Origin of the sequence: Sorangium sp. So ce1504 (genome assembly GCF_051521635.1) — a bacterium.
Classification (GTDB): domain Bacteria; phylum Myxococcota_A; class Polyangia; order Polyangiales; family Polyangiaceae; genus Sorangium; species Sorangium cellulosum_B.
Window position 1 is genome coordinate 3,087,835 of record NZ_CP150365.1, and the last position, 24,666, is coordinate 3,112,500.

23 protein-coding genes and 1 pseudogene are annotated in these 24,666 nt (G+C 70.7%); 16 read left to right on the top strand and 8 right to left on the bottom strand.

Annotation, left to right across the window (positions count from 1 at the left end; genetic code table 11):
* Positions 1-483 precede the first annotated feature (483 nt).
* The 3 genes from WMF39_RS11995 (at position 484) to WMF39_RS12005 (ending at position 2,719) form a co-directional block, all read left to right on the top strand.
* On the top strand, positions 484-885 hold the full coding sequence (locus WMF39_RS11995; protein ID WP_437745666.1) for a DUF1585 domain-containing protein: 402 nt from the start codon (positions 484-486) through the stop codon (positions 883-885).
* Positions 886-929: 44 nt separating this feature from the next.
* A complete protein-coding gene (locus WMF39_RS12000) occupies positions 930-2,027 on the top strand; it encodes a DUF1552 domain-containing protein (protein WP_437745667.1) in 1,098 nt (365 codons plus the stop codon).
* A 314-nt stretch (positions 2,028-2,341) separates the two neighbouring features.
* Positions 2,342-2,719 (top strand): hypothetical protein, encoded by a 378-nt coding sequence (locus WMF39_RS12005; protein ID WP_437745668.1) that lies wholly within the window; start codon positions 2,342-2,344, stop codon positions 2,717-2,719.
* Between the two features lie 118 nt (positions 2,720-2,837).
* Here WMF39_RS12005 and WMF39_RS12010 read toward each other — a convergent pair whose 3' ends face one another.
* Entirely contained in the window at positions 2,838-3,776 is a 939-nt protein-coding gene (locus WMF39_RS12010; protein WP_437745669.1) for a LysR family transcriptional regulator, read from the bottom strand.
* Between the two features lie 91 nt (positions 3,777-3,867).
* Between WMF39_RS12010 and WMF39_RS12015 the strand changes: the two genes are divergently transcribed.
* From WMF39_RS12015 to WMF39_RS12035, 5 genes and pseudogenes are all read left to right on the top strand, one after another.
* Positions 3,868-4,860: a quinone oxidoreductase family protein gene (locus WMF39_RS12015; RefSeq protein WP_437745670.1), complete on the top strand. Its 993-nt coding sequence runs from the start codon at positions 3,868-3,870 to the stop codon at positions 4,858-4,860.
* 125 nt (positions 4,861-4,985) lie between these two features.
* Positions 4,986-5,315, top strand: coding sequence for an ArsR/SmtB family transcription factor (locus WMF39_RS12020; protein ID WP_437745671.1), 330 nt, complete (start codon positions 4,986-4,988; stop codon positions 5,313-5,315).
* The gene (locus tag WMF39_RS12025; protein ID WP_437745672.1) at positions 5,312-5,803 is read left to right on the top strand and encodes an SRPBCC family protein; all 492 of its coding nucleotides are present in this window, start codon (positions 5,312-5,314) and stop codon (positions 5,801-5,803) included. Before WMF39_RS12020 ends, WMF39_RS12025 begins: the two co-directional genes overlap by 4 nt.
* 94 nt (positions 5,804-5,897) lie before the next feature.
* Positions 5,898-5,978 (top strand): annotated as a pseudogene (locus WMF39_RS12030) (DUF899 domain-containing protein); the annotation flags it as partial.
* A gap of 755 nt (positions 5,979-6,733) precedes the next feature.
* On the top strand, positions 6,734-8,371 hold the full coding sequence (locus tag WMF39_RS12035; RefSeq protein WP_437745673.1) for a basic secretory protein-like protein: 1,638 nt from the start codon (positions 6,734-6,736) through the stop codon (positions 8,369-8,371).
* Between the two features lie 84 nt (positions 8,372-8,455).
* Here WMF39_RS12035 and WMF39_RS12040 read toward each other — a convergent pair whose 3' ends face one another.
* The gene (locus WMF39_RS12040; RefSeq protein ID WP_437745674.1) at positions 8,456-9,061 is read right to left on the bottom strand and encodes an ATP-dependent Clp protease proteolytic subunit; all 606 of its coding nucleotides are present in this window, start codon (positions 9,059-9,061) and stop codon (positions 8,456-8,458) included.
* A 123-nt stretch (positions 9,062-9,184) separates the two neighbouring features.
* On the opposite strand from WMF39_RS12040, the gene WMF39_RS12045 reads away from it, so the two are divergent.
* Together WMF39_RS12045 and WMF39_RS12050 are read left to right on the top strand one after the other, a co-directional pair.
* On the top strand, positions 9,185-10,099 hold the full coding sequence (locus tag WMF39_RS12045; RefSeq protein ID WP_437745675.1) for a helix-turn-helix domain-containing protein: 915 nt from the start codon (positions 9,185-9,187) through the stop codon (positions 10,097-10,099).
* A 238-nt stretch (positions 10,100-10,337) separates the two neighbouring features.
* Positions 10,338-10,739, top strand: coding sequence for a YciI family protein (locus WMF39_RS12050; protein ID WP_437745676.1), 402 nt, complete (start codon positions 10,338-10,340; stop codon positions 10,737-10,739).
* A 42-nt stretch (positions 10,740-10,781) separates the two neighbouring features.
* Here WMF39_RS12050 and WMF39_RS12055 read toward each other — a convergent pair whose 3' ends face one another.
* On the bottom strand, positions 10,782-11,321 hold the full coding sequence (locus WMF39_RS12055; RefSeq protein WP_437745677.1) for a peroxiredoxin-like family protein: 540 nt from the start codon (positions 11,319-11,321) through the stop codon (positions 10,782-10,784).
* A gap of 57 nt (positions 11,322-11,378) precedes the next feature.
* Here WMF39_RS12055 and WMF39_RS12060 point away from each other — a divergent pair, with 57 nt between their 5' ends.
* Complete coding sequence (locus tag WMF39_RS12060) at positions 11,379-12,347, top strand: LysR family transcriptional regulator (RefSeq protein WP_437745678.1); 969 nt, start codon at positions 11,379-11,381, stop codon at positions 12,345-12,347.
* A 129-nt stretch (positions 12,348-12,476) separates the two neighbouring features.
* Here the strand turns inward: WMF39_RS12060 and WMF39_RS12065 are convergent, their stop codons facing one another.
* On the bottom strand, positions 12,477-13,340 hold the full coding sequence (locus tag WMF39_RS12065; protein ID WP_437745679.1) for an NAD(P)-dependent oxidoreductase: 864 nt from the start codon (positions 13,338-13,340) through the stop codon (positions 12,477-12,479).
* A complete protein-coding gene (locus WMF39_RS12070; RefSeq protein ID WP_437745680.1) occupies positions 13,337-13,534 on the bottom strand; it encodes a hypothetical protein in 198 nt (65 codons plus the stop codon). The genes WMF39_RS12065 and WMF39_RS12070 overlap by 4 nt, the downstream gene beginning before the upstream one ends.
* A 105-nt stretch (positions 13,535-13,639) precedes the next feature.
* Here WMF39_RS12070 and WMF39_RS12075 point away from each other — a divergent pair, with 105 nt between their 5' ends.
* Together WMF39_RS12075 and WMF39_RS12080 are read left to right on the top strand one after the other, a co-directional pair.
* Positions 13,640-14,548 carry a LysR family transcriptional regulator gene (locus WMF39_RS12075; RefSeq protein WP_437745681.1) on the top strand — a complete coding sequence of 303 codons (909 nt, stop codon included), beginning with the start codon at positions 13,640-13,642 and terminating at the stop codon, positions 14,546-14,548.
* 369 nt (positions 14,549-14,917) lie between these two features.
* Entirely contained in the window at positions 14,918-15,985 is a 1,068-nt protein-coding gene (locus WMF39_RS12080) for a glycoside hydrolase family 16 protein (protein ID WP_437745682.1), read from the top strand.
* Positions 15,986-16,172: 187 nt separating this feature from the next.
* Here WMF39_RS12080 and WMF39_RS12085 read toward each other — a convergent pair whose 3' ends face one another.
* On the bottom strand, positions 16,173-16,628 hold the full coding sequence (locus tag WMF39_RS12085) for a GNAT family N-acetyltransferase (RefSeq protein WP_437745683.1): 456 nt from the start codon (positions 16,626-16,628) through the stop codon (positions 16,173-16,175).
* Between the two features lie 370 nt (positions 16,629-16,998).
* Here WMF39_RS12085 and WMF39_RS12090 point away from each other — a divergent pair, with 370 nt between their 5' ends.
* From WMF39_RS12090 to WMF39_RS12100, 3 genes are all read left to right on the top strand, one after another.
* Positions 16,999-18,507 (top strand): FAD-dependent monooxygenase, encoded by a 1,509-nt coding sequence (locus WMF39_RS12090; protein ID WP_437747968.1) that lies wholly within the window; start codon positions 16,999-17,001, stop codon positions 18,505-18,507.
* A gap of 639 nt (positions 18,508-19,146) precedes the next feature.
* Entirely contained in the window at positions 19,147-20,430 is a 1,284-nt protein-coding gene (locus WMF39_RS12095; RefSeq protein WP_437745684.1) for a glucuronyl esterase domain-containing protein, read from the top strand.
* A 19-nt stretch (positions 20,431-20,449) separates the two neighbouring features.
* A complete protein-coding gene (locus tag WMF39_RS12100; protein ID WP_437745685.1) occupies positions 20,450-21,529 on the top strand; it encodes a hypothetical protein in 1,080 nt (359 codons plus the stop codon).
* A gap of 68 nt (positions 21,530-21,597) precedes the next feature.
* Here the strand turns inward: WMF39_RS12100 and WMF39_RS12105 are convergent, their stop codons facing one another.
* Both WMF39_RS12105 and WMF39_RS12110 read right to left on the bottom strand, forming a co-directional pair.
* A complete protein-coding gene (locus tag WMF39_RS12105; RefSeq protein ID WP_437745686.1) occupies positions 21,598-22,878 on the bottom strand; it encodes a sigma 54-interacting transcriptional regulator in 1,281 nt (426 codons plus the stop codon).
* A 119-nt stretch (positions 22,879-22,997) separates the two neighbouring features.
* Positions 22,998-24,017, bottom strand: coding sequence for a hypothetical protein (locus tag WMF39_RS12110; protein WP_437745687.1), 1,020 nt, complete (start codon positions 24,015-24,017; stop codon positions 22,998-23,000).
* Between the last annotated feature and the right edge of the window lie 649 nt (positions 24,018-24,666).

A 24,666-nucleotide genomic window follows, 5' to 3' on the forward strand; every position in this document is an offset into this window, starting at 1 on the left:
GCCCCGCCGCGCCGCTGGAAGTCTGCCCCGAAGCGCCGCTGGAAGTCTGCCCCGAAGCGCCGCTGGAAGTCTGCCCCGCCGCGCCGCTTGCATTCGGAGCGCCACCGGAGCCGTCATCGCCCGACTCGGACCCGCTGCACGCACTCAGGGCTCCCGCCACGACCAGAGCCATGGTCCCATACGCAATGTCTCTCATTATAGTGTTCGCCTTTCAAGCCAATCGAGAATAAGCCGAACGCCGACGCCGGCACTGCCGGACGTGGCGTGCGTGAGCGGGTCGCGGATCACCCCGCAACCGAGCGGCCGCGGAGCCGCCGCTACGGAACGTCCGAGATCACCGTTTCCAGAGCTCGACGGGTATGTGGGACGAGGTGCTGGCTTTCGGTCACCACTCTGAGGCGTCCACCCGTTTTTTTTCGATGGCGCATCCCGGAAGAACCACAGGAGTGCAACTTTGTGGCCTGGCGCGCCTCGGGAACTCGAGTGTACTGCTGCTGTGTTTCTAGCTGCCACCGGTTCATCGATCCGATCGGCCTCGGCTTCGAGCATTACGACGCCATCGGCAAGTACCGCGCCATGGACGGCCTCGGCGAGGTGAACGCGGCGGGCGAGATCACGGGCGCACGCGAGGACCTCGCGGGTCCGTACTACGGCGGCGTGGAGCTCGCGAAGAAGCTCGCGGGGAGCTCGGAGGTGGCCGAATGCGTCGCGAACCAGTGGTTCCGCTTCGCCCTCGGCCGGATCGAGAGCCTGGACGACGCTTGCTCGATCCAGACCCTCCACGACGAATTCAAGGCGTCGGGTGGGAGCATTCGGACCCTGTTGTCTCAGGTGGCGCTGAGCGACGCCTTCCGCCACGTGCGGCTCACCGCCAGCGAGGAGTGACCGTGATGAATCGTCGAACGCAACTCGGAGCTTCACGCCGCAGCATGCTTCAGGCCCTCGGCCTCGGCGCCGGGGCGGCGGCGATGGGATCGCTGCTTCCGCTGATGAACGCCTCCGGGCAGGAGAAGGTGCGCCCGAGGCGCCTCCTGCTCATCTTCCAGCCCGACGGCGCGCCGGCGCGGGACTGGAACAACGTGATCGACTGGAGGCCGCAGGGCTCGGAGAGCAGCTTCTCGCTGCACGCCATTCACGCGCCGCTCGAACCCTGGAAGTCGAAGCTGGTGATCCCGTGGGGGCTCACGATGACGGCCGGCGGGGCCGGCGAGGCGCACGCCTACGGCATGGCGGGGCTCTGGACGGCATCGACGCTGAACGGTCCGTCCTCCGGAGCGAACTTCGACGGCGGCAACGGAAGCCGCACGGGCTGGGGGAGCGGCGCGTCCATCGACCAGATCATCGCCGGCGCCCACGGCAGCGGCATGCCGTACGAGCGCGCTCCGGACGACCCCATGCAGGAGACGCCGTACCGCACCGTCGAGCTCGGTGTCCAGTGCCTGAATCCGAACAGCCTGAACCGGATGATCTACGCCGGCGAGAACTCTCCGATTCACCCCGAGACGAACCCGAGGGCCGCGTTCAATCGGCTGTTCGCCGGGGTGACGCCGACCGGCGAGGCGCCCGCGATCGATCAGGGGGCGGAGCAGGAGCGGACGGAGCGCAAGGCGATCGTCGATCTGCTCAAGAGCGATCTCACCAGGATCCGCAGGCGGGTGGGCAAGGAGGACTACCACAAGCTCGACGCGCACCTCGAGGGGCTGCTGGCCATGGAGCGCAGGCTGAACCAGCCGGCGGGGCCTGCCGACCCGGCGCTGAGCTGCACGGTCCCGGAGGCACCGGTGGAGACCAGCGGCCGCGGCTCGGACTATCCGGCGGAGATCAGGAGCATGATGGACATCGCGGTGGCCGCGTTCTCCTGCGACGTCACGCGCGTCATGAGCCTCCAGCTCAGCTACGCCTTCAGCCATATCCTGCACTCGTGGCTCGGACACACCAGCGATCACCACACCCAGCTCATGGGCCTCGAGACCAGCAGCATCGGGAACCGCAAGCGCGATTCCGGCCCGCTCTCCGGCCTCGTGTGATGCGCCGGACGCCGAGGCAGGCCGAGCACCGCTGCTGGCTCGCCTCGGCGGAGCCGGGATGGATCGACGAGTACGAGCTCGTGGGCTGGAAAGACTGACGTTTCCTGACATCCACAAAAGCGCTTGGACTTCCTGCCCGCCCAGGTTGCGCCGGGGCACACGCCGTCGAGCGCCTTCCGTTCCCGCGGGTGGAGCCTCATGACAGGCGAGTCGCCGCGCGACGCGCCCGCGTCGCCGGCGAACACGAGCACGCGCGCGATGGAGGCAGCATGAAAACGAACCGGACTCGTCTGGGGATCTCTGCGCTCTTTGCCATGGCTTCATTCGGGCTCGCGATCGCGGGCTTCACCGACACGATGGAACGCACGGAGGACGAGAGAGAGGTGGACTGGAGGGCCTGTCAGCAGCTGCATGCCCGCGCCTCCGGCCAGGTGGAGCGTGTCCGGGCCGCTTACCGGGCATGCGGTACCGACAACGATTGCGCCATCGTCGATACGAGCACCGACTGCGGCGGCACCTGTGGTGAGGTGGTCAACCGGGCGGGCGTCCAGCAGATGAGGCGCGTCATCTCCCACCTCGACGCGACCGTATGTCGCGAGCATCGGAGGATGGGCTGCCCCTACGGCACGCCTGCGTGCCTCGCGTCCAGGCCCGTCTGCGCCGGCGGTGCGTGCACGTTCGCCCCTCTGTAGGCGACGTCGCGCGACCCGGCGTCACCGCGCCGAGGCGGGCCGCCCCGGCGCGCCGAGAAGATGTACCCGCAGGCCGTGGAGCGAAGGCTGCCTCATCGTCGATCCATGGAGGGCCACGTCAGGCGTCGCGCGACCGCCGGGCGGGCGCGGAGGCCGGCCGCGACGCCTGCTGCTCCGCCGCGGCCTCCGCGAGCTGCTCGCGCAGCCAAGCGTGCGCCGGATCGTCCGTGAGCCTGGGGTGCCAGACGGCCGAGAGCGTGAAACCCGGGAGCGCGAGCGGCGGCGGCGCGACGACGAGCTTCAGCGCGGGGGCGATGTCCCGCGCGACCTCGCCAGCCAGGACGCCGATGAGGTCGGTGCCCGAAAGCAGGTGCGGCGCCATCAGGAAGTGCGGCAGCGTGACGTGGACGTCGCGCTCGAGCTGCTGGGCGGCGAGCGCGCGATCGACCACCCCGACGCGCCCGCCGTGCGGTGAGACGAGCAGGTGCGGCCGCGCGAGGAACGAGCGCAGCGTGCGCGGCGCGGGAGGCTGGCAGACGAGGGCGAAGTCGTCGCGCAGGAGCGGCCGGGACTCGAGCCCGGTCAGCCCGGGCCCCTCCACCGCGAGGCCGACGTGGACCTCGCCCGCGTCGAGCGCCCGGGCGGCGTCGCGCGTCTCGAACGGCAGCACCGCGAGCCTGGCCCTCGGCGCGCGCGCCCGGAGCCGCCGGACGAGCCGCGGCAGCAGCACGTACGCGGCGTAGTCGTTCATGCCCACCCGCAGCTCGTCGCAGAGCGCCGCGGGGTCGAACGCCGGGCGGCGGGCGAGCGCCGCCCGCAGGCGGTCCAGGGCCGGGCGCACGTCGCGCCGGAGCTGCTCCCCGCGGGGCGTCAGGAAGAGCGCGCGGCCGCGCCGGACGAGCAGGCGATCGCCGAGCAGTGCGCGGAGCCGGCCGAGGGCGTTGCTCGTCGCGGGCTGGCTCAGGCCCACGCGCTTGCCGGCGGCGGTCACGCTGCGCTCCTCGAGCAGCGCCTCCAGGACGACGAGAAGATTGAGGTCGAGCGCAGAGAGATTCACTGCGTGAATGCATAGCATCCGGTGCATCCATTGGACTGGCGGACCGCGCACCCGCACGCTCGGGCCTGTTCAACGCGGAGGGACAGCACGGATGAGAGCTGCATTGTTGGGGCCGGGCCCGGGCGCGGGCGGCGCTGTGATCGGCGAGCGGGAGCTCGGCCCCGTTCCACGCGGGCACGTGCGCGTGCGCGTCGCGTTCGCCGGGGTGAACCACATCGATCTGCTCCTCGCCGACGGGAAGCTCCCCCTCACGCCGAGGCCCGTGGGGCTCGGCCTCGAGCTCGCGGGCACGGTCGAGGCGCTCGGCGAGGGCGCGCGCGGGCCGGCGGTGGGCGCGCGCGTCGTCGCGATGGGCACGCCGCACACCGGCGCGTTCGCCGAGCTCGCCGACGTCGAGGCGCGCCGCGCCGCGATCGTGCCCGACGGTGTGCCGCTCGACCGCGCCGCCGCGTCGATCGTCAATTACGCGACGGCGTGGGTGCTCCTGCGCGAGCGCGCCCGGATCGCCCCCGGCGAGACGGTGCTCGTGCACGGCGGGGCCGGCGGCGTTGGGACCGCCGCTCTGCAGCTCGCGCGGCACCTCGGCGTGCGCGCGGTGGCGCTCGTCGGCGACGCCTCCAAGGTGGATCATGCGGCGCGCAACGGCGCCGTCGCTGCGATCGTCCACGGCCGCGAGGACGTCGCGGCGCGGGTGCGCGCGCAGACCGATGGGCGCGGCGTCGATGCGGCGCTCAACGCGACCGGCGGCGTGACGCTTGCGCGCGATCTCGGCTTGCTCGCGCCCTTCGGCCGCCTCGTGTCCTTTGGCTTCCTCGAAGGGCCGCCAGGCGCCGAGCTCGGCGCCGCGCTCGCGGACGGCTTCGGACGCAGCGTATCGCTCGCGATGAGCGACCTGTTCACGGTGGTCAATGAGGCGCCGGAGCGGTTCTCGCGCACGATGGAAGAGGTGCTCTCGCTCGTCGAGAGCGGAGCGCTCGAGCCGGTCGTTCACGCGACATGGCCGCTCGAGCGCGTCGGCGACGCGCTCGATGCGCTGCGGGCGCGCGTTGTTCAGGGGAAGATCCTGCTGCGCTGCGCTGCCTGAGGACGCGGCGACGGAGGCTCCGCGCCGGGGGCCGGGGCGCAGAGGTGCCGGCTCAGGCCGCGCCTGAGGTGTGACAGAATCAATTAGCACTTGCTAATTGATTAGTAGTGACTAATGTATGGGGCATGGCTGAAGCCGCTGCGATCGACGCCGTCATGCGCGCGCTTGCCGATCCCACTCGGCGGGCCGTGTTCGAGCGGATCGTCAGCTCCGACGAGATCACCGTGGTGGAGCTGACGCGGGGCAGCGGCGTGACCCAGGGCGCCATTTCCCAGCACCTGAAGTCGCTGAAGCAGGCCGGCCTGGTCGCCGAGCGCCCCGAGGGGCGCAAGGTCTACTACCGCGCCCAGCCGGAGGGGCTGGCGCCGCTGGTCGACTGGATGAGCCACTACGGCGTCTTTTGGCGCGACCGGTTCGCCGACCTCAGAACCCTCCTGAAGGAGATTGATCCATGAACAGTGCCGCCATCGTGGCCGACAGCCGAGAGATAGTCGTTGACGAGGTGTTTCCCCACACGCCCGAAATGGTGTGGAAGTCGCTGACCACGCCCGCGTTGATGGGCCGCTGGCTGATGAAGCCGATCGGCTTCGAGCCGACCAAGGGCGCCCGCTTCACCTACCAGACCACGCCGGCCGGCGAGTGGGATGGCGTCATCCAGTGCGAAGTGCTGGAGGTCACGCCGAACGAGCGCCTGGTCTACTCCTGGAAGGGCGGACACGTCGCCAACGCCGGCTATGGCTCGCGTCTGGAGACGGTCGTTACCTGGACGCTCACCAAGGTCAGCGGCGGCACCCGGCTGCGCCTCGTGCACTCCGGCTTCCAGACCCCGAAGAACGACCATGCGTTCCGCAACATGAGCGAGGGATGGCCGAAGGTCCTCCAGAAGATCGACGCCATCACCGGCGAGAACGGCGCCGCGCCGGCGGAGGCCTCGAATGGATAGGATCACCGTCACGGGGTTCCGCTGGGCCCCGCCGTTCGCCGCCTGAGCCTGGCCTCGGTGAGGGCCGCGTCCAAACGGCCCTGAGGCTCCCGCGCAGGGGCTCGACCGCGCCCCCAAGGGACGCAACGAGACGGGTGCCTGGTCTCGCCGCCACGACGAGTACGACAAGGGCTGAGCCGGTGGCCGGTCCACGTGAATCCACACGTGGCACGCCTCGAGATCGAGCGTCGCCAAGGCGCCGGCGGCCACAGCGGGGATATGCAGCGATCCACGAGTACCACGGGCTGGTGAGCCGGACGCTCCCGCCAGGGCTCTCCGCCATGGCGGGAGGGGTCTCGCCCCTGCGAGCTGCTCCTCCACGACGCCTCGCCGCGAGCGCCGGAGTCCAGCCCTCCCCCGATCCCGGATTCCGTACATCTCGTCGAGCGCGGTACTCCCTTCCAGGAAGCGGCGTCATGAGGGCGCCGGGTATTGCCGATTGGCGGGGGACTTCTACTCTCTATATCTGGCGCTCGCGTTAAGAAGTGTGAAGCGGGTTTGTTGAGAGCTGTATGAGACGTGGGGATCGGCGCGCGTTCACGCCGAGATCGTGTAGCTCAACGGGCCTCGCGCCGGTGCCGCCTTGCGCCCCCGACAAGAGGTGCCATATTGCCGCCCTGCCAGGTTGGACAGCGCGCTTCGCGCAGCGCGGCGATCATCTCGTTAGCTCGAGAGGCGTCTCCGGGAGAACACGGGACGGCTGAAGCTCGTCGCGCCCGGTGGGCATGCATCCACGGGACAATCCCAGGGATCTGCGAGCCTCGTCGAGGCGGCGCGGCCCGCGGGGCGTGTCTGGCTGACCTGAGGCAGCCCGGCGCTCTTGGCCTGGCGTGCGACGACGTCGCTCGTCCTGGCCCCGAGCGATCCGAACAGGAAAGGAAGGCAAACGCGATGACGAAGATTCTTCAACACACCGCGGCCCTGGTAGCCATGGCGGCGCTCTCGGCGTGCGCCCTCGGCGAGGAGCTCGGCGACGGCGATATCGAGGCCGCCGAGCAGGCGCTCGTGGATGCGCGGCTCGAGGGCGGCACCTTCTATGCAAGCACCTACGACTCTCCCGCGGGCGAGCGGCTCGACAACGCCTTCGACGAGGATGTCGGGACGAAATGGCTCATCTTCGCGGGCCAGGGCTTCCTCCAGTACGACTCGCCGAACAATGAGGCGTACGTGCTCGGCTCGTACAGCATCTCCTCGGCGAACGATTTCCCGGAGCGCGATCCGCGCGCCTGGCGGCTCCTCGGCTCGAACGACGGCATGACGTGGACGGTGCTCGACACGCGCTCGAACGAGAGCTTCTCGGCGCGTTTCCAGACGAAATCGTACACGGTCGCCGGCGCGCAGGCGTACAGGAAGTTCCGCCTCGAGATCCAGCAGAATCTCGGGGGCTGGGCCCAGATCCAGCTCTCCGAGTTCGCGCTCTTCGGGTCGCCGGGCACGCCGATCCTGCCGATGCCGCCCGTGATCACCGCGAGCGGGGAGAACGGCCCGCAGGAGACCGCGGCGAGGGCCTTCGACGGCCGCCCCATCAGCAAGTGGCTCACGTTCAGCAGCACCGGCTGGATCCGCTACGAGCTGCCCACCGCGTTCACGATCGACGGGTACGCCATCTCCTCTGCGAACGACTCCCCGGCGCGCGACCCGAGGTCCTGGACGCTCCAGGGCTCCAACGACGGCGTCACCTGGACAACGCTCGACACCCGCGCGGGCCAGAGCTTCACGAACAGGTTCCAGCGCAACCATTACTTCATCAACAACGCCACGGCGTACAAGAACTACCGGTTCAACTTCACCAGCGACACCTCCGTCCTGCAACTCAGCGAGATCGAGCTCCTCCGGACCGACGATCCGTACCGCGCCGTCCTCCCGCAGACGGTCCAGTACCAGAACCAGTCCACGACCACGGGCGGACAGCGCTTCAACGACGCGATCGGCAGCACCCTCGTGCGGGACGTGCGCGAGATCTCGCGCGAGGTGGTCGAGGGGCTCTATACACAGCCCGGCGCCTTCTGGAAGCGGAGGAACACCCTGAACATCAGGGTGGTCGACCAGTCGGGGTACGCCTGGGCGGAGTACAGCGGCGATGTGGCCACGGTGTCGTTCAGCGCGTTCTGGATCAACGATGTGTACAACAGCGGCGACGACGTGCGGCGCGTCATCATCGGCACGCTCTACCACGAGCTCGCGCACGTTTATCAGCTCGACGACGTGGGGACCGGCAACGGATACATCATCGAGGGCCTCGCAGACTCGCTGCGCCTGCGCGCCGGGCATCACGACCTCACCGTCCGGACCGCCGGGAACTTCATGCAGAACGACGGCGAGATGGCGACGTTCCTCCTCTGGATCGAGCAGTTCAAGAAGCCCGGGTTCATCCCGGCCTTCAACAGGAGCCTCGCGCCCTACGACGCGCTCCCGTACGACGAGAGCGTCTTCGTCACGGAGACCGGGCAGACGCGCGCGGCGCTCTGGAACGAGTTCCGTGACCATTACTGGTGGGGCGTGGACTTCCCCGGCCCCGGCAGCCTCTGAGGGATACCGCCCCTGACCGCGCCGCGCGCCCTCGCGGCGCGAGGCGCAGCATACCCATCCTCCGCGACCAGCACGTCGGCGCGCTCAGACCTCCAGCGCGCTCTCGACGATGCGATGCACGAGGCCGTACTCCTGGGCCTCGGGCGCCGTCATCCACAGGTTGCGCTCGGTCTCTCGCGCGATCTTCGCGGCCGGCTGCCCCGTCGCCTCCGCGAAGATGCGGTTGAGCCGCTCGCGCGCGGCCATGATCTGGGCCGCCTCGATCTCGATGTCCGACGCGGGGCCGCGCACGCCGCCGAGCGGCTGGTGCAGGAGGAAGCGCGTGTTCGGGAGCGCGAACCGGTTCTCCCGCCGCGCGGCGACGAAGATCAGCGCGCCCGCGCTGGCGACCCAGCCGGTGCCGATCACCTTGACCTCGGGCCGGATGAAGCGAATCACGTCGTGGATCGTGTCCCCCGACTCCACGTGCCCGCCCGGCGAGTGGATCAGGATCCGGATCGGCTTTTCGCCATCATCGCTCGCGAGGGCGAGGAGCTGCGCGGTGGTCGCCTGCGCCAGCTCGCTGGTGATCTCCCCGAAGATCAGGACGGTCCGGCTCCTCAGCAGGCTGCTCTGGACCTTCTCGGACAGCGCGCGCGGGTGCGGCTCTTCGTTCGGCGTGGAATCCGGCGTGGAATCGAGGCGTGTCATGGCCCCGAGCTTCCGGCGGCCCTCGCCCGCGCGCCATGACCGCGAGGCGCGGAGTCATGCTCGCGCGTCTCGATCCGCGAGCGAGCGCTGGACGAGCGGCCTCGGCGCGGGCAACCATGGGGCATGGCGGACGAGTTGGAGCGGCTGCTTCCCCGCGGCGTGGTGGTCTCCCGGCATCACGGCCATCCTGGCGCGCCCTGGCGCGCGGGCGCGGGTGATCCGCCGAGCCTCCACGTCGTCGTGCAGGGCGCCTTTCGCCTCTCGCAGGACGGCGTATGCGCGCTGGAGCTCGACGCCGGCGACGTCGTGCTCCTCGGGTTCGGCCCGCGCGGCGCGGGGCCCCGCGAGCAGAGCCTCCGCTGCGTCGCGCCGCCGCCCGGGCGCGCTCCCGCCGAGGCGGAGCTGATCTCGGCGACCTACGCCGCCGCGCCCGGCGGGGCGCTCGCGTCGCTCGCGCCCGTGGTCCACCTGCCTGCCGGCGAGGTGCGGCGCGCGCCGGGGCTCTCTGCGGTCGTGGGCCTGCTGCGCGCCGCGCTCGCGGAGGCTTCCCCGGGGCAGGCCCAGCTGGCGCGCTCGCTCCTCGAGCCGCTGCTCGCCTATGCGCTGCACTGCCACGAGCATGCGCGCGAAGGGCGCGCGTCGCGCGCGCTCGACCGGCGCGGCGCGCGCGCCTTCGACCGTCGCGTCGCGCGCGTGCTGCGGCTCATGCAGGAGAAGCCGGCCGAGCGCTGGAGCGTCGAGGCGCTCGCGAAGGCGGCGGGCCTCTCCCGCGCCGCGCTGGCGCGGCGGTTCCTCGCCGAGCTGGGGGTCCCGCCGCTCCGCTACCTCGCCGAGCTCCGCATGCAGCGGGCGGCCGAGCTGCTCGCCGAGGGCGACGGCTCGCTGGCCGCCGTGGCGGCCGAGGTCGGGTACGACTCGGAGTTCGCGTTCAGCCGCGCGTTCAAGCGGCACACGGGCGAGGCGCCGGGCGCGTTCCGCCGGCGCAGCCGCTCCGAGGGGGCCGCGTTCCGCCTGCCGCCGGTCCGCGCGGCGGCGTGAGCGCTCCGCCTGGGCGGAGCGCGAGCCCAGGACATGGCGAACGGCCGCGGTTCCCGAGCGGCGTGGAGGGCTGTTCCGATGTGGGGGGGCACGCCTTCCTCTCGCCCGCGTCGTCTGCCGGCCGCCAAGAGATTGTTTCGAATATCGTCCTCCGCGATGTCGAGAACGCCGCCTGGGCTTCGACTCCTCTGTGAACGCGCGCCCGACGCGGGGCGCGCACGCTGAAAGGGAGCTGACGATGAAATACCTCCTGATGATGCACGTGCCGACCCGAGAGCCCTACGAGTTGATGAGCTGGCCGTCGAAGGACCTGCAGGCGCACCTCGCGTTCCTGAACAGCTTCAACCAGAAGCTCCGCGAGTCGGGCGAGCTCGTGGGGATCGAGGCGCTGACCGCGCCCGACCAGGCCAGGCTCGTGCGCGCCGGCAAGGACGGCAGGCCCATCACCGACGGCGTGTTCCCCGAGGCCAAGGAGTTCCTCGCCGGCTTCTGGGTAGTCGACGTCGGGAGCCCCGAGCGCGCCTACGAGCTCGCCGCGCAGGCGTCCGCCGCGCCCGGGCTCGGCGGCGAGCCGCTCAACATGGCCATCGAGGTGCGGCAGGTGATGAGCGGGAGCGAGCTCCCCAAAGAGCTCCTGTGAGCTCACCCTCGCTCGGCGCGCTGATCGGGCGGTTCCGCCGCTTCAGCGCGCGAGGGCGATCACCTGCTCGAGCTCCCAGTGATCGGCGGCGTGAGCTCCGTAGTGCACATCGAGGAGCGCGCCGTCGGGGCCGACGAGGAAGTCGGCGGGCAGCCCATCCTTGCCCCCTTCTCCGTGGAACGGGTTGGACCGCGCGCTCACCATGCCCCGGATCGCCGACCACGCGACCTTCGGATGCGCGGCCGCCAGCGCGGAGCGCTCGACGCCAAATTGCCGGTACCAGCGGCGCTCCGGATCGGGGACGACGGGGAACGGCAGATCGGCGTGGTAGGGCCGCATCGTCTCCGCGGAGGAGTGAAAGAAGGCGACGGTCTGCACCGCCGCCGCCGCGAGCTGCTCGCGCCCCCGGGCGAACGAGCGGAGGTGGAGGTTGCACACCGGGCAGCCGGCGAAGCGGCGAAACTGGAGGTGGAGGAGGCCCCCCGACGGGATCCGGAGCGGCCCGTGGCACAGCGTCTCGAGGGTCGACGGGGCGAGGTGGTCTCCGGGGCGCAGGCGATGAGAGCGAACGTTTTCGGCCATGGACTCGACTCTAGCGGGCCGGCGTCATGGTGCTCATCGATGATTTTCATCTCAATCATGGTAGTACTCGATGAGATGTTCGACGGGCTCGACCCCAGCCATCTGCACGCGCTGCACGTTCTCCTGGAGGAGCGCCACGTGACCCGGGCCGCCCAGCGCATGGGCCTCACGCAGTCGTCGATGAGCCATCGGCTCCGGCGGCTGCGCGAGGCGCTCTCCGACCCGCTGCTGGTGCGCGGCGACGAAGGGCTGGTGCCCACGCCGCGCGCCGAGGCGATCGCCGGGCCGCTCGCGGCGGCCCTGCGGGCGCTGGACGCCGCCGTCGCGCCGCCGTCGTGCTTCGACCCGGCCACGAGCCGCCACACGTTGGCGCTGGCGATGCCGGACCTGCTCATCCCGCTCGTGCCGGGGCTGCTCGCCGACCTCGCCGCCGACGCACCCGGCGTCGACCTACGGGTCTCCAGCGTCACGCCCGATCTCGGGCGGGCGCTCGCGGCGGGTGATCCGCCGCTCGCGCTCGCCCCGGCGGGATTCGTCGACGACAGCGCCATCGCCCGCCCGCTCGGCGATCTGCGCTTCGGCGTGGCGGCCCGGCGCGGACACCCGGCGCTCGACCGCCCGCTCACGGTCGCGCGCTGGCTGGCGCACGCCCACGTGGTCGTGCGGATCGGCAACGAGCGCCCGAACGTCATCAGCGACGAGCTCGCGCGGCGTGGGCTGGTCCGCCGGGTGAGCGTCGAGGTGCCGTCGTTCCTCGCCGGCCTGATGATCGTCGCCAGCTCGGATCTCCTGATGAACGCGCCGATGCCCCTCGTGCACGCGGTGGCCGGGGTCCTGGGGCTTGTCGTCCGCGAGGCGCCGATCGCCCTGCCGCCGGTCCCCTTCGCGCTGCTGTGGCACGAGCGGTTCCAGGCCGATCCCGCGCACCGCTGGGCACGCGAGCGGGTCGCCGCGGCGATGCGTCGTCGCCTCGGGCTCGACGACGCGGCGGGGCGCGCCGCTCCCCGGTCGCGCCGCGCCCGGTGATCACGCGCGACGCGGCGACCCTCTCGACCACGCGCCGATGATGCTGGAGCTCGTGCTGTCGCGGGGGCTCCACCTGCAGGTGAGGAGCAGCGATGGACCTTGTCGGACACGGAGAGCTCGGCGCGAGGTTCACTCCTCGTCGTAGAGCTTGGCGACGGCCGTCAGGTTCTCGTCGCGGAGTCCGCCCGCGAGGCCGCGTTCGAACACCTCGCTCGCGCCCCGGCTCACCGGCAGCTCGCCGCCGGCGCGCTCCGCTGCCTCGAGCGCGTATCGCAGGTCCTTGGCGGCGAGCGACACCGGGAACATCGGCTCGAATCGACGACCCAGCATCCCCGTCGCGGCGCTGCTGGCGGCGGGGCTCAGGACCGGGAGCCCCTCCAGCGCGTGCATCAGCGCCGCCGTGTCGAGCCGCGCTCGCGCCGCGAACCCGAGGATCTCGGCGAGCGCCGCGACCTGGACGCCGAACAAGGTGTTCACGATGAGCTTCGCGTACGCTCCCGCGGGCGAGGCGCCGACGTGCTTTACCGCGCCGCCCATGCGACCGAGGATCGGACGGAGCGGCTCCAGCACCGCGGCGTCTCCGCCGACGAGGAAGATCAGGTGACCCCTCTCGGCATGTGGGCGAGAGCCGACGACGGGCGCGTCGATGAACTCGAGCCCAGCGTCCTTCGCGCGCCCGGCGAGCGTCGACACCCAACCTGGACTCAGCGTGCTGCACTCGACGATGACCGCTCCGCTGCGCATCCCGCGCAGAGCGCCGACGTCGTCGTCGAGCCACACGGAGCGCGACGCTTCGTCGTCCGTGACCATCGCGAAGACGGCATCGGCGTCTCTGGAGGCATCGGCCGGCGTTCGCGCGGCGAACGCGCCCAGCGACGGCGCCCACGACGGTACTCCCGAACGGCTCCAGACCTTCAGCTCGATGTCGTCGTTCACGAGGCAAGAGGCCATCCGCCCGCCCATCGCACCGAGGCCGAGGAACGCCACCCTCATGCGCTTGCACATAGGGTCCTCCGCCGCTCGCCCCTTTCGCTGGAACCGCAGGTCGTGATTTTCACCTCGTCGCCGACGGCGACGACACCGGTCTCGAGCGTCGTGCTCCGCGCGAGGCCGGTGACCGTCATGCGCCGGACGCTGAGGTCGACGTAGGTGTGCGTGGGGTCGAGCTCGTCAACAGTGGTCGTCACGGATTGCCTCCTGGTGGGTCGCCGTCATCGAGGGGCAGGAATGACTCATTCCAGGAGGGGACGAAATGTCGCATTCGTGCTAGGAATTATTCCGAAAGGGGCATGATGGATCGACTTGAAGCGCTGCGGTTGTTCTCGCGACTCGCCGAGCGAGGCAGCTTTTCGGCCGCCGCCCGGGACCTCAAGATCAAGCAGTCGACCGCGAGCAAGTGGGTCGCCGAGCTCGAGGCGCAGTTCGGCGCGAGCCTCGTCGAGCGCACGACGCGATCGGTTCGCGTCACGGAGGCCGGTCAGCGTCTGATGGCCCGCGCACGGGAGCTGCTCGCGGCGTTCGACGAGCTGAGCGGCGAGTTCAACGAGAGCGACCGGGAGCCGCGCGGCCGTGTCCGCGTGAGCATCCCCGTCGTCTTTGGTCGGCTCTTCATCGTCCCTTCGGTCGGCGACTTCCTGAGACGCCACCCCGCGGTGAGCGCAGAGCTCGTGATGACCGACAGGTACGTGAGCCTCGTCGACGAGGGGTTCGACCTGGCGATTCGCGTCGGCTTCCCCGCTGACACCAGCGCCCGCGGGCGGAAGCTCGCCGACAGCGGTCGCGTGCTCGTCGCCGCGCCGTCGTACCTCGGAGCGCGCGGCCGCCCGAACGCCCCGAGCGACCTACGGACCCACGAGTGCCTCGTTCACGGCGAGGCGAACGCGCCGACCGTTTGGCGCTTTGGGAGGGAGCCTGGCAAAGGCGTCCCGGTGCCGGTCCGTGGTCGCTTCGCCGCCAACAACAGCGAGGCAGTGGCGCTCATGGCGCGACAGGGCCTCGGGGTGGCGCTGCTCGCCGACTGGCTCGTGCGCGACGATATCAAGCGCGGCCGACTCGTCCCGCTGCTCGAGGACTTCGTGACGCCGCCGGCTCCCGTCTTTGCGCTGAGCCCACCTGGACGGTTTTCATCGACGACGGTCCGCGCGCTGACCGAGCACCTCGCCGCAGGGCTCGCCGCGCGACTGGAGCGAAAAACGGGTTGAATCAGGGTGGCGCGCAGGGCCTCCATCTTCTTGGCGCTGCTCAAGCTGTCAGCGTCCTTCAGGCTCCCGACCAGCACGAACGCTTCTACTGCTGCCTCGCTGAAGGGTGGCAGCGGCGGAAATGCAGGAGGTGCGCTCCTCCGTGTGTTCGTCACGGGCCGCTTTCACTCCACAGCCTGCGGAGGGCTCGACCCGGGCTCGCGAGGCTCTGGACCATGCGGCACGCCTTCCCGTACTTCGTGGTCGGGTAGGGCTACGCCTTGGAGGCCGTGATCCTCGAGCCGACCTCGCGAACCGGGGGCGGAGCATCATCATGGTCTCCTCGGAGCTGCCCGCGATGGGACGCTCATCCCGAAAGGAACAGTCTCGATGAAAACGGATCGCGAAGGCCAGAGGATCGCTGCTTCGAACGAGGCGCCCCGCGGCGCGCGCTTCATCCACGCCGCGGGGGCGGCGCTGCTTGCGGTGCATGCGCTGGTGGGTTGCTCGAACGAGCTCGACGTCCCTGCCGGCCATGGCGGCAGCGGCGCTGGCGGAGGGAGCGGCGGTGAGGGCGGCAGCGGCGAGGGCGGCGGCGCTGGCGGCGAGAGCGGCGGCGCTGGCGGCGAGGGCGGCGGCGGGGTCGCGGTGTCGGCCGAGTTCTTCGACGACTTCAGCTACAGCGGCATCGCCGACGACGGTCTCAAGAGCCGGTGGTGGGTACGGACGACCGACGGAGCGCCCGGAGTCGCCGGCGCACAATGGCTCTCGTCCAATGTGTCGTTCATCGAAGATCCCGATCTCGCCTCGAACAGGCTGCTGCGGCTCGAAGCGACCTCGCGCGGATCGGGAGCGAGCACCTCGCACGCGGAGATCCAGTCCAACGACGACAGGTTCCGCCTCGGGACCTACTCCGCCAGGGTGAGATTCCGCAACACGCCCCTGACCGGGACCCGGCACCTCGGCGACAAGCTGGTCGAGACGTTCTTCACGATCAGCCCATGGATCAACGACCCCGAGGCCGATCCCAACTACTCGGAGCAGGATTTCGAGTACATGCCCAACGGCGGGTGGGGGCAGGGCGATAACAGCACGCTGTGGCTGACCTCGTGGGAGACGGCCACGCTCGAGAATACGCAGTCGAACCAGGTCGCGGGGGACCAGTCGGGCTGGAAGAGGCTCCTCCTCCAGATCGACGCGTCCGGTATCCATTACTACGTCGACGGCGCGCGGCTCTGCACGCACGACGCCACGTACGTCCCCGAGACGGACCAGCACCTCGACTTCAACCTATGGTTCGACGAGCTCGCCGCTGGACAGACCGGCTCGCGGACGTACGCCGAGGACGTCGACTGGGTTTACTTCGCGAAGGACGTGCTCTTGTCGCAGGCCGAGGTGGACGCGCAGGTGGCCGGTTTCCGGGCGTCCTCGCTCGCCCTCGTGGACACCCTGCCCTAGCACTCCCGCTCAGGGCGAGGGATTGTTTTACTTTTCCTCCTCTGTATTTCCATTCTTCCCGGCAAGGCACAGGCGGACCTGGACGCGGCGGCGGAGGGCGCCCCGTTGGGCCACACCGGAGCCACCCTCGGCGGCGAAACAGGCGGGCCGATATCGTGGACGCTCGGCCAGCGCGAGCGGCGGCGCGTCAACGAGACAGGTCGAGCTCGAAGAGCGGGAGCAGCCGGCCAGGGATGCTGGCAGAGCCCTTCTTGCCCACGCGTCGCGCGCCGCAGGCCTCGTAGAACCGCGCGGCGTTCGGATCGCCCTGGATCACGAGGACGCGGTACCCGCGTCGCCGCGCTTCGTTGCGCGCGTGCGCCAGGAGCGCGCGGCCATGACCGCGCCCGATCTCCTCCGGCTCGACGAAGAGGTGGCCGAGCTCCACCCGGGTCGGGCTCAGGGCCTCGAGCGTGTAGAACCCGAGCGCCTCGTCTCCGCGCACCAGGACGAAGGTCGGATGCCGCGCCACGTACGCCGGCGAGATCGAGAGCTCCGCGCGGCACGCCTCCATGAACTCGCGCGTGTAGCCCCAGTGCGCCTTGGAACGAAGGGCGAGCGCGCCGAGGAGCTCAGCCTCCTCGGGGCGAGCGGCCCGGATCACGGGGACCTCGGGCAGGCGAGCCGACCGGGCGCGCCGGGGACGGCGGCGCGCCGGTCTCCGCCGGGCGGTGTCTGCTGGCGCAAGGGCATGGCTCCGGTCCAAAGGCCTGAAAGAACGCACGCACGACGGCGTCGATGGCGCGCTCGTCCTCGCTGCGGGTCATGGCAGGCCGGCCTCCATCGAGGGGTCTCAGAGGATCACCAACGAACGTCGGACGAGCGAAAAAATTCGGCGCGCCGCCGTGCGCCGCGAGGCGCGCGTGCAGCGAGGAAACGAGCGAGCCTCCCGCTCATCTCCAGCCCCAGCGTATACCAGACATGGGGGCTTGCCGGAAGCCCCCAGGCGTGCCGCACCATGCTGCACCATGAAGATGCCGAAGCACGCCGTGGTGATCGCGGGTGGAGGTCCGACGGGGCTCATGTTGGCGGCCGAGCTAGCGCTGGCGCGGATCGACGTCGCCGTCGTCGAGCGGCGCGAAAACCAGGACCTCGCCGGCTCGCGCGCGGGCGGTCTGCACGCACGCACGATCGAGGTCTTCGATCAGCGTGGCGTCGCGGAGCGCTTTCTCTCACAAGGGCAGGTGATGCAGGTCGCGGGCTTCTCGTTCATCCCTCTCGACATCAGCGACTTCCCGGTTCGCCACAACCACGGGCTCGCGCTCCGCCAGAACCGGATCGAGCGCATCCTGGCCGACTGGGTCTCCGAGCTGCCGGTGAAGTTCTATCGCGGGCGTGACGTGACGGGGTTTGCGCAGGACGACACGGGCGTCGACGTCGAGCTGTCTGACGGCGCGACGCTACGAGCGAAGTACCTCGTCGGGTGCGACGGCGGTCGCAGCCTGGTCCGCAAGGAGGCGGGCATCGACTTCGCCGGATGGGACGCGTCGACGAGCTACCTGATCGCGGAGGTGGACATGGTGGACGAGCCCGCGTGGGGCGTCCGCCGCGGCGAAAAGGGCGTCAACGCGCTGGGTAAGCTGGAAGACGGAAAGCGTGTTGGCGTCGTGCTCGTGGAGCCGCACGTCGGCAAAGCCGACAAGCCGACGCTCCAGGACCTGCGCGATGCGCTCGTCGCGGTCTACGGCACCGACTTCGGTGTTCACAACCCGACCTGGCTATCCCGATTCAGCGACATGGCTCGGCAAGCGGCGTCCTACCGAGACCGGCGTGTCCTCCTGGCGGGCGACGCGGCGCACGTGCACGCGCCGGCAGGTGGACAGGGGCTCAACATCGGCGTCCAGGACGCCGTGAACCTGGGATGGAAGCTCGCCCAGGTGGTGAGCGGCACATCGCCCGACAGCCTGCTCGATACCTATCACGCCGAGCGGCACCCCATCGCTGCCCGCGTGCTGCGCCTGACCATGGCACAAACCGCGCTCGGTCGCGGCGACGATCGAACGGAGGCCCTGCGCGAGACCGTGACCGAGCTGCTCAAGATCGACGAGCCCCGCAAGCGCTACGCCGCGATGATGTCTGGTCTTGACATTCGCTATGACCTCGGTGAAGGACACCCGCTGCTCGGACGCCGGATGCCCGATCTCGACCTGGTCACCGAGAGCGGACCGCTGCGCGTATTCACGCTGCTGCACGAGGCAAGACCGGTCTTGCTCAACCTCGGCGAGCCGGGTGCCTTCGACATCGCTCCCTGGGCCGCTCGTGTTCGGCTGCTCGAAGCTCGCCCCGCTGGTGTGTGGGAGCTCCCGGTGCTCGGCGCGGTACCTGCGCCGACTGCCGTCTTGATTCGACCCGACGGACACGTCGCGTGGGTCGGAGAAGGGACGGACCACGGCCTTCGCGACGCCCTCACCACCTGGTTCGGACCGCCCACCCAGCGGAGCGCCGCGGCACACCTGCTCTCCCGGCACACTGCCTCCGCGTAGGCGCTCAGCGGGGGAGGACGTGCCGTCGAGGGGCAAACAGGAAATCGGCTTCGGCCTGCTCCTGGCCCTGGCGTGGGCGAAGGGGACGATTACCAGCTGCGGCCGGACGGATCGAGGCCATCGAAAAGCACGCAAGAGCTCGTTCGGCGGCAGGCCGTCAAAGCAGCGCACCGGCTGCACGCCCGTGCGCATCTCGCAAGAATCGACATTTTGCAAGAGCCGAGAACAGTCCACCTGAGCGGTACGCGCGGCGCACGAACGTTACGAAAAGTAGCACAAAATCAGCTTGAAGACGACCGGCAAAGTGGGGAATAACTTCTGCGGCACTCGCGGGTCGGGCCCTCGTCCGCCATCCCATCGCCCGACCCCAGCGGGATCCTGTTTCACGACCCCTCACGAGGAGCGCTCAACATGCGTCTACGCACTGCACGTCCCACGATCTCTTTGGCTTTGTTCGCAGTGCTGCCTTGGGTGCTCGCCGCCTGCGGCAGCGAAGGCGGATCGGAGGATCCCAGCGGTTCAGGAGGAAGCCCTGCAGCCAGCACGGGGGGCGTCGGCGGCAGCGGCACCGGAGGGACGCCGACGGGCACTGGTGGACCGTCCTCTTCGAGCGGTACCCCGACCGGGACGGGCGGCGACGTGACGACGGGCGAAGCCAGCGCCGGTGGCGGGGGCCCGGCCGGAACGGGCGGAGCGCCGGGAACCGGTGGTGCCGGAGGCAACGGCGACGGCGGCAACGCCGTGAGCGCCGAGTGGGGTGAGGTGGAGAACCCTGGTGCCGGGTGCACCGTCGGAGCGATGCCGAGCGTCGCTTCGCTCACGGCGAACTCGAAGCTGCCGGACCCCTTCAAGAAGATGGACGGCAGCCGCATCGCCAGCAAGAGCGAGTGGGCCTGCCGGCGCGAAGAGATCCTCCAGCAAGCCTACAAGTTCATCTACGGCGACAAGCCCGTCCCGGCAAAGGGCGCCGTGTCCGGCACCGTGAGCAACAGCAGGATCACCGTCGAGGTCAAGGATGGCGGCGGCACCGCCTCGTTCAACCTCACCGTGAACATGAACGGGGCGACGGCGCCCGCCCCGGCCATCATCGGCTACGGCGGCCTGAGCGGCATGCCAGTTCCGAGCGGCGTCGCGACGATCACCTTCACCGCGGTCGAGTCGCAAGGCACCAGCGGCGCGAAGAACGGGCCGTTCTACAGCGCGTACGGTTCGGACCATCCTGCGGGTTACCTCACGGCACAGGCCTGGCAGATCAGTCGCGTCCTCGACGTCCTGGAGCAGAACCCCGGCGTCATCGATCCGCGCCGGGTGGGTGTGACGGGTTGCTCACGCTGGGGCAAGGGTGCCTTCGTCGCCGGCGTGCTCGACAACCGCATCGCCTTGACCATCCCGGTGGAGTCGGGTCTCGGGGGCACGATCGGCCTGCGCCTCGTCGAGGTGCTCGATAGCTACAGCGGCTCCGAATGGCCCTATCATGGCATCAGCTACGTCCGCTGGCTTTCGGAGGTGGCGCTCGGTCAGTTCACCACGGGCAACAACGCTGGGGCCGACAACACGAACAAGCTGCCCGTCGACATGCACGAGATGATGGGCCTCATCGCTCCGCGCGGCCTCTACATCGTGGACAACCCGAGCACCATGTACAACGGGCTCGATCGGAACTCGGCGTGGGTCACCGCCAACGTCGGCAAGATGATCTTCGAGGCGCTCGGCGTCGGAGACCACATCGCCTACACGGGCGCAGGTGGGAGCCACTGCAGCTGGCGCTCGCAGTACACTGCATCCCTCAACGCCATGGTCGACAAGTTCCTGAAGGGCAACGCCGCCACGGCGACGGGCAATTTCGCTACGGACCTGCCCAACAAGCCCAACCACCTGGACCACATCGACTGGACACCGCCGACGCTCACCGGCGAGCTTTGATCCAGCGCAGAGGTAACGTATGAATCCTAGCTCGTTCCTCTCTCTCGGGGTCGCCCTGGCGCTGACGCTGGGCGCTTGCGACCCTGGCCAAAACGATGACGCCACGGGCGGCACCGGAGGTGGTGGAGCCTCGGGCAGCGCGGCGGGCTCTGGCGGCCAGAGCCCCGCGGGAGGCGCCGGCGGCACGCCGCAAGAGACCAGCAGCGCCTCATCGGGCGGCGCCAGCGGCGGCGCGGGGCCGAGCAGCGGCGCGGGGCCGAGCGGCGGCACCTCCACCGGCGGTGGGCCCGGAGCGGCCACCGGCGGAGCGACGGGGGCGGGCGGCGCTCCGGGTGGCGACTGCACGCGCGAGCTCTTGGATGGCCTCCTGGACGACTACTTCGCCGCCCTCGCCGCCGGGGATCCTTCCAGCCTACCCCTGGCAGAAGGCGTGAAGTTCACCGAAAACGGCATGCAGGCCGAGATCGGCACGACGGCCTTCTGGAGGGACGCTGGCGAGGTGAAGCATTCGCAGCGTGCCCTGGATACCGAGGCGTGCAGCGCCGGCGCTCAGGCGGTGATTCCGGAAGGCGGGAGGGATCTTCCCGTCGCCCTCCGCATCAAGGTGGAAGGTTCGGAGATCACGGAGATCGAGACGATCGTCGTCCGCCCGGGCGACTACACGGCATCCTTCGCGGTCGCCTCGGATCCCGCCGCGATCATCGCCATCTCGGACGACATCGGCTGGCACGACGAGGTCCCGGAGGCCGAGCGGGCCACCCGGGAAGAGCTGACGAGCTGGATCGACAAGTACTTCCGCTCGTTCCCCTCCGGCGTCTGCGACGTCACGGGAGCCTGCAAGCGCCTGGAGAACGGGGGCGGCAACTTCTCTTGCCGCACCGGAGCATCCTGCAGCGCCAGCGATCCTGGGTCCGGCGGCACCTTCGTCCCGCGCGTCATCCTGGCCGACGAGGTGCGTGGCATCGCCATCGGTCTCACCATCTTCGACTTCATGACGGACGGGCATCTGGACATGCATATGATCAAGATGTCCGGCGGTCAGGTGCACGCCGTCCACGCCATCCTGCGCGACACGAACGGCGTGTCCGGCTGGGAGTGATGGCGACCTCCCTCGCCGCTCGCGTCGAACCGCCTGGCGGGATTTCCGACGCACCGAACCAGGCTTGATCACTCCCCTTGCTGTGTGCGCTTTCGGAAGCGCAGCAGCTTCCCGCGCGAGACGCCGAGCCGCTCCGCGGCCGACGTCACGTTGCCCCCGGCGGCCGCGAGGGCGGACTCGACGCGCTCCTGCGTGAGCGCGGTCTTCTGGTCGTCCGGCGCCTTCCCGAGCACCTCCTCGACCGGCCACAGCCGCAGCCCGGGCTCGTGATCGAGGCGGCGCACCTCCGCGAGGGCCGCGTCGAGCCCGCGCACGTTGCTCGGCCAGGGATCGAGCAGCAGCCGCTCCATGGCCTCGACCTCGACCGCTTCGGCCGGGAGCGCGACGCCCGCGCGCCGCGCGAGCTCGCCCGCCACGCTGAAGAGGTCCTCGCGCCGCTCGCGGAGCGCCGGCACGTGGATGCGCGCCATCGCGAGCCGCGCGAACAGGTCGCGCCGGAACGCCCCGCGCTCCACCATCTCCTCGAGGTCCCTGTGGGTCGCGGCGACGACCAGCACGTTCACGTGGACCGGCCGCTGCGCCCCGACCGGCAGCACCTCGCGGTTCTCCAGGAGCCGCAGCAGCTTCGCCTGGAGATCGGGATCCAGCTCGCCGATCTCGTCGAGGAACAGCGTCCCGCCGTCGTGGGCCACGACGATCCCGGGCGCGGCGCTGCGCGCGTCCGAGAACGCCCCCGCCACGTGGCCGAACATCTGGGACTCGAACACGCCGCGGGCGACGCCGGCCACGTTCACCGCCGCGAAGGGCGCTGCGCGCCCCAGGGCCGCCGCCGTGGCGCGCGCGACGAGCTCCTTGCCCACGCCCGTCTCCCCTTCGATGAGCACGTTGCCGGGGCGGCTCCGCGGCAGGCCCTCGAGGGGCTGCGCCACGGTGCGCAGGCCGTACGGCCCGACGAGCCCGCCCACGGGCGGCGCCGGATCGAGCGGGCCGAGGAGCTCCTCGCGGAAGACGAACAGGACGCGCCCGAGCCTCAGCACCGCCCCGTCGTCGAGCGGCGTGAGGTCGCGTGGCGCGAGCCTCGACCCGTTCACCCACGTGCCGTTGCGCGACCCGACGTCCGCGACGCGCAGCGCGCCGCCGGCGCGATCGATCCGCAGGTGCTTGCCTGACACCTCCGCGTCGGCGAGGCCGCGTTCGGCGAGCCAGGCGCGGCCGATGACGGTCCCGGAGTCGGGCAGCGCGAACGCCATGGGCCGCGGGAACGCGCACACAAGCGCTGGCCGCCGCCTCCCGGCCTCGGGCCGCACCGGGCTCCGGTGCTCGACGGTGCTCGACACGTCCTTGGCCATTCTCCTCGCAGGGTGCCATGCACCTCCGGAGCGTGGAAGCGCGGCGCTGGGGGGCGACGGTTGTGTCGTTCGCCCGGAGCTCCGCCGAGCTTCCCGCAGAGAAGCGCGGCTTCAGCGCTTCAGAGAGACCGCCCGTCGAACCCGCACATCGGGTCGCCCGGGTTCGTGCACCTGGGCTGCTGGGGCCCCACCCCCACCTGCGGTCGCGGTCCCGACGCCGCAGGTCGGGCGAGCGCCTCCCGCAGGTGGGTGAGCGCGCCCTCGTAAGCGCGGAGCGCGCCCTCGTCGGCGCCGGGCGTCCTCGCGCGCGCCGCGGCGACCTGGGCCGCCGCCGTGGCCTCGGGCCGCCGCCGCTCCGCGGCCCATGCGGCGAGGTCGGCGTGGCGCCGATCGAGCGCCGCGATCCTCTCGAGCGCGTCGAGCCGTGTCTCCAGCGCGTCGAGCGCGTCCCCGAACGCCCGCAGCCGGTTGTGGTCCAGCGCCCGCGGATCGAGGGCGCTCCGCGCCGCCTCCGCGGTCGCGGTTGCCTCCTCGGCGTCGCGGGCGAGGGGCCTGCCGCGCAGCGCCGCGTGGCGCCTGTCGAGGGCCGCGAGCTCGGCCGCCCTCGCGCTCTCGCGTTCGTCTGCCAGCGCCGCCTGTGCATCACGGAGCCGCTGGGCCTCTTGCTCCAGGCCTGCCACGTGCTGCGCGACCCCGTAGGCGGCCGCTGCGCCGCCGCACAGCGCCAGGCCGAGCGCGGCGGCGAGCGCGTGCGTCAGGCTGCGGCGTCGTCCCTCGGCGCGCGCGCGGGTGACGGCCAGCTCGTGCGCGCGCGCCGCGTTATCCGCCTCGAGGCGCGCCTTCGCCTCGGCCTCGATGCGTGCCACCTCGAGCGCCGCCCGCGCCCGCGCTTCCGCGCGCGCCTCCGCCTCGGCCTGCTCCCGCTCGCGCCGCGCCTGCGTCTCTGCCTCGGCCGCGGCCCGAGCCGCATCCGCGGCGCGCCGGCGCGCTTCCTCCTCGCGCTGCTCGCGGGCTTCCTTCTCGCGTGTTCTCGCGCGCTGGACGTGCTCCTCCCGCACGCGCGCCTCCTCGAGCTTCGCGAGCTCCGCGAGGGAGAACGTGACGGACGTATCGGAGGTATCTCGGCTCATCATCGGCATCGGGGCTCCTCTCCGAGCGCCCCCGTAGCAGCCCGCGTGCCGACGATATCCAATGTAAATTCGGCAACTTAGGCCCACGATTCGGCCCGAGCGGGCGATCGCGATCGCGCCCGGCGCTCCCGATCGCGATCGCGATCGCGCGACGTCCGCGCGCTCCAGGTGGACCCGCGACCACGGGGCGTCGCTGGGCCTCTTCACGGTCCGCGCGGCCGGCTCCCACGGTAGGCCCGAGGGGAGGGCAGCCCGGAACCACCTCCCCCGCGCCGACCCGCCGAACCGAGCGCGCCCTGCGCGACGAGGAACTCCTCTTCAGTTCGCCCGCCTCGTCCCAGCCATTCCCCGACCGCAATTGCGCTCGACCATTAGCGTTGACAGCCATGAGGTGCCCGTATAGGGTCCGCCCCTCGCGAACCGGCGGAACAGTCGGCCACCTCGGCCGACAGCCCTCTGGCACCGTGACCTCCTCGATCAGCTCGGCGAAGAACACGCGCCGAACACTCCCAAAAAGAGTCGAAAGAGAAGGTTGACAGGTTCGCGAAGGGGCTCTAGATAGGGCCCCCCGCGTCGGCGGAGGCGGAGAGTCGGCGAGCGAAGCTCGCGCATCTCCTAGCCGCTCGACGGGCGCTCCTCGATCGAGTCGACGGCCGTG